At 60.2% G+C, this 3,721-nt stretch carries 2 protein-coding genes; both read left to right on the forward strand.

All coding sequences use genetic code 11. From position 1 onward, the window contains the following. Positions 1-100 precede the first annotated feature (100 nt). Positions 101-679: a thioredoxin-like domain-containing protein gene (locus tag HUK84_RS12205; RefSeq protein ID WP_176640534.1), complete on the forward strand. Its 579-nt coding sequence runs from the start codon at positions 101-103 to the stop codon at positions 677-679. Positions 680-1,664: 985 nt separating this feature from the next. Further along, on the forward strand, positions 1,665-2,942 hold the full coding sequence (locus HUK84_RS12210; RefSeq protein ID WP_176640535.1) for an HlyD family type I secretion periplasmic adaptor subunit: 1,278 nt from the start codon (positions 1,665-1,667) through the stop codon (positions 2,940-2,942). The last annotated feature ends 779 nt before the right edge of the window (positions 2,943-3,721 follow it).

The following is a 3,721-nucleotide window of genomic DNA, read 5'->3' on the forward strand; positions in this document are numbered from 1 at the left end:
CCCTGCTGCGCCTCCAGGCGCTGGCGGCGGGCGCCTGCCTGCTGGCCCTGTCGCTGGCCGTCTCCGCCCTGTATTCCGCCGGCCCCAAGGACCAGTCCGCATGATCGCCGCCCTGATCGTCTCGCAACTCCTGCTGTTCGCGGCCCTCGCTTCCCTCATCCTCGTGGTGCTCGCCCTCGCGCGGCAGATCGGCGTCCTGCACGAACGCATCGCCCCCATCGGCCCGCAACAGGCCCATACGGGGCTCGAACCCGGCCAGGCCATCCCCCGCATCACCATGCGCACCCTCGCGGGCCAGCCCTTCCCGCTGGGCGAGGCCCTGCCCCCCGGCACGGTGCAGATGCTGCTCTTCGTCGCCCCCGACTGCCCGATCTGCAAACGCGTCCTGCCCATCGCGCTCGACGTCGCCCGCGACCGGGGCCTCACCCCCATCCTGGTCGGCGACGGCGCCGCGCCCGAATTGGACGCCATGCGCGACCGCATGGGCCTGGCCGCCATCCCCTTCGTCACGGGGGTCGAACTCGGCCTCGTCCTGCAGATCAACCGCCTTCCCACCCTCGTGCTGCTCGATTCCAACGGCACCATCCTGGCCAAGGACGTCGTCAACACCCGCCGCCAGGTCGAAACCCTCATCCCCCCCACCGCCGGCCGCGCCATCCCCCTCCCGGCCGCCGAATAGCCACCCCGGCATGCTCCTCGGCTCGGACCTCGCTTTTCAAGGTCCGCCGCAGGCTCGGCACAGTTGCCCGCACGGACATCTCGATGATGTCACGACCACAATGCGGACATGCCAGCCGGACGCCTCTCGCTCCGCCGGCCGGCCGGCGTTCGCACGGGCGTAATGGCTGGCCCGGCTATTCCACCTATTTCAACGGGCCAGGCGAATGGATGCATCGACGCCTGGAACGCTGATCCAAAGCCTCCTGATGGACGAAGTCCGCTGACGACATCCTGGCGTCAATCCAACGCTTCTGCCAATGAACCGTCGTTGTCCGCAGAAACGTGGATAGGAATTTAGAAATCAGGATACGAGGCTGCGATGGGTGTTATGATGCGGCATGCGCTTCAAACGCAACGAGGCACGTCGGCACCATATTCGGAGAAAACGGTATTGCGTTCGAAACTGATCGCCAAATGAAGCAGGCCTTCCACAACGAAGGTCGATCACGTTCTGACTTGGTCTCTCGGCGATTTCAGCGCGGACGCCGCCCTGCCGGATGACACCTGGAAAACCGCTGCGCTCTTTCGACATGGCGATCGCGGCCGCGTATGCGCTGCGTCTCGTGTTCCGTCCGCCCTTCATATGGTGAAAGGCTTCCTGCATGCCGTGTTTGATCTCATGAATGTGGCTCGCCGGTTCCCAATCAAGTAATCCGCACGGGCGCGCTCTCGGCAATCAATGAATCGCTTGTAGAATACCTCCCTCGATCGGAACATAGCTTAATAAGCAGTCAGTCCCGTATTCATTAAAATGGTTTTTATAAAGCTTCGAAGGATGACTTGACCTTCTGGTAAGACAAACGCTTTACAGGAACCATGCAGTGTGCATGAATAAGAATATCAATTGAATTCGAGATATTTTTGTAAAAAGCTTCTTCTCAGAAAATCTTTACATAAAACGCCTTCGTAATCGCAGCTACAACGCCACAAACGAGGCAGTCATCATGGGCGATGTCGATCGCATCATGATACATCCCAATGACGTCTCACAACCTGACAGCTTAGTGCAAGCCGTCAGCACCGCCAACCTCCAGCAGATCCTGGTCGCGGATGGGGACCACGTCGTCACGGGTCAGCCGGTGTTAAGGCTCGACGCTGTGTCTGCACTGGCCGCGCGCGACAAGCAGGCAGCTGACCTAGCGGCGTCGCGATTGGCCGTGGCGGGGCTTATAGCGTTGCGTGATCAAATGGCATCCCCGGGACACCCGTTGCATTTCCGCCCCCCAATTGGCGTCACCCTGGCACAAATCGAGCAAGAGTTTGCTTCCGTCTCGGCACGTTCCAGCGAACAGGAGGTCAAGCTTGCCTCCCTGACGCAGCAGATGGCGGAAAAGCGGGTTGAAGCCGTGGAAGATGCCGGCACGGTTGATAAGCTGAAGGCCGAGTTGCCGATGCTGGCGGATGTGCGGAATATGTATGCCAAGCTCTACGCGCAACGCCTGGCAACCAAGATCGATCTTCTGTCGAGCGCCCAGCGCTTTTCGGACGCGGCCCATGATCTGGCAATCCAGATCGCGCATCGCGGCGAAGCGGTAGCGGAACTGGCGTCGCTCACCAAGCAATATGCGGCGCAGCAGGCGGACTATGTGCGTGGCGTGCTGCAGGACCTGTCGGAAGCCCAACGGACATTGGGCGAGGATGAGGCCTCCTACCGAGCGGCCGCGCACGAGGCGAACGAAACCGTGCTCCGGGCGCCCGTCACGGGTACAGTACAGCAACTGGCGGTGCATAGCAGCCACGGGGTCGTAACGCCCGGGGAGAAGTTGATGGTCATCGTGCCCGACGATCAACACCTCGTGGTGGAAGCGATGATTGCGAACCGCGACATCGGTTTCGTGCAGGTCGGGCAGCGGGTGCAGGTGAAGGTCGCGGCGTTCAAGTTCACGCGGTATGGCCTGGTTCCGGGGCGCGTCGTGTCGGTCAGCCGAGATGCGGTGGATGATACGACGAAAGATACTCAGGATGACATGCCAGGACGTGCTGGCACACCCGCAGCGGGCATGCAGAGCGGCAGTGAGCCCGATCTCGACGGCGGTGAGGGCAGCGGCTACGTCGCACGCATCGCACTTGACCACGCCACCCTCCCTGTCGAGGGCCGAACGGCGCGGCTTCAGTCGGGCATGGCGGTCACCGCCGAAATCCTCACTGGACGCAGGCGCATCATCAGCTATCTCCTGTCTCCGCTGAATCGCTCTATCCAGGATGCCGGGAGAGAAAGATGAGTGAGGGCTCAAAGCGGGGGGAGGGCGTCACAAACTCAATGTGTCCTCTCTCTCTTGAAGGAGACAATGCGTTGCGATTCAGGGGAATGTACGTTTACGGTGCCGGCAATGGCGCCCTTTCCGCAAGCCTTTGTCACAATCCTGCCAGCAGCAATTATATTGAACTTCTGGGCACCGCGCATGCGAACCGATGTGGCCCATGAATCGCTGACGAGACGAACGAAGCGGTTCGATGTCGGTGGGGTAGGCGAAGAGGTATCCAACGTCGATGGACATTACGACGTGAATAGAAAGTTTATGAAGAGGCGGTCCATCTACATGATGTCGCTCGCAACGGTAGCGGTCGCCCTTGTTCTACGGGAATGCGAGAAACGCACGCCGCGTGTCGCTGCCATAAACGGCTTGATATATTGTGAAAATCCGTCGCGTGGGATTGGAATAGGCGTAGGTACGAATACGATTACAAATGAGCATAATTATTTCTTGTCGCTGCATTGGGATGCCGAGTGGAACGTCCAGTCCCAAAAGTTGCGGATCGAGCCGAGTACTGAGGCAACTCCGTTGGGGCACATCCTGGTCGGGACCGTAATGACGAAATCCAGCCCTCTCTATTATTTTGGGAAAACGTCTTCCATGGAAATGGTCTCCAGGCTGCATGGGGTTCGCGACTCACCACCCATCAGTTTCATCCGGATGCCCATAATGGCGGCATTGGTTTGCGGAACTGGAGGAGCCTGACAATGCGCCGGACGCCGCGCGTGAACCAGGAGAGCCTGCTG

Origin of the sequence: Nguyenibacter vanlangensis, assembly GCF_013376155.1 — a bacterium.
GTDB classification, from domain to species: Bacteria; Pseudomonadota; Alphaproteobacteria; order Acetobacterales; family Acetobacteraceae; genus Gluconacetobacter; species Gluconacetobacter vanlangensis.

Coding starts and splice junctions, on each gene's coding strand:
- HUK84_RS12205 (WP_176640534.1), top strand. CDS start 101: ATGATCGCCGCCCTGATCGTCTCGCAACTCCTGCTGTTCGCGGCCCTC.
- HUK84_RS12210 (WP_176640535.1), top strand. CDS start 1,665: ATGGGCGATGTCGATCGCATCATGATACATCCCAATGACGTCTCACAA.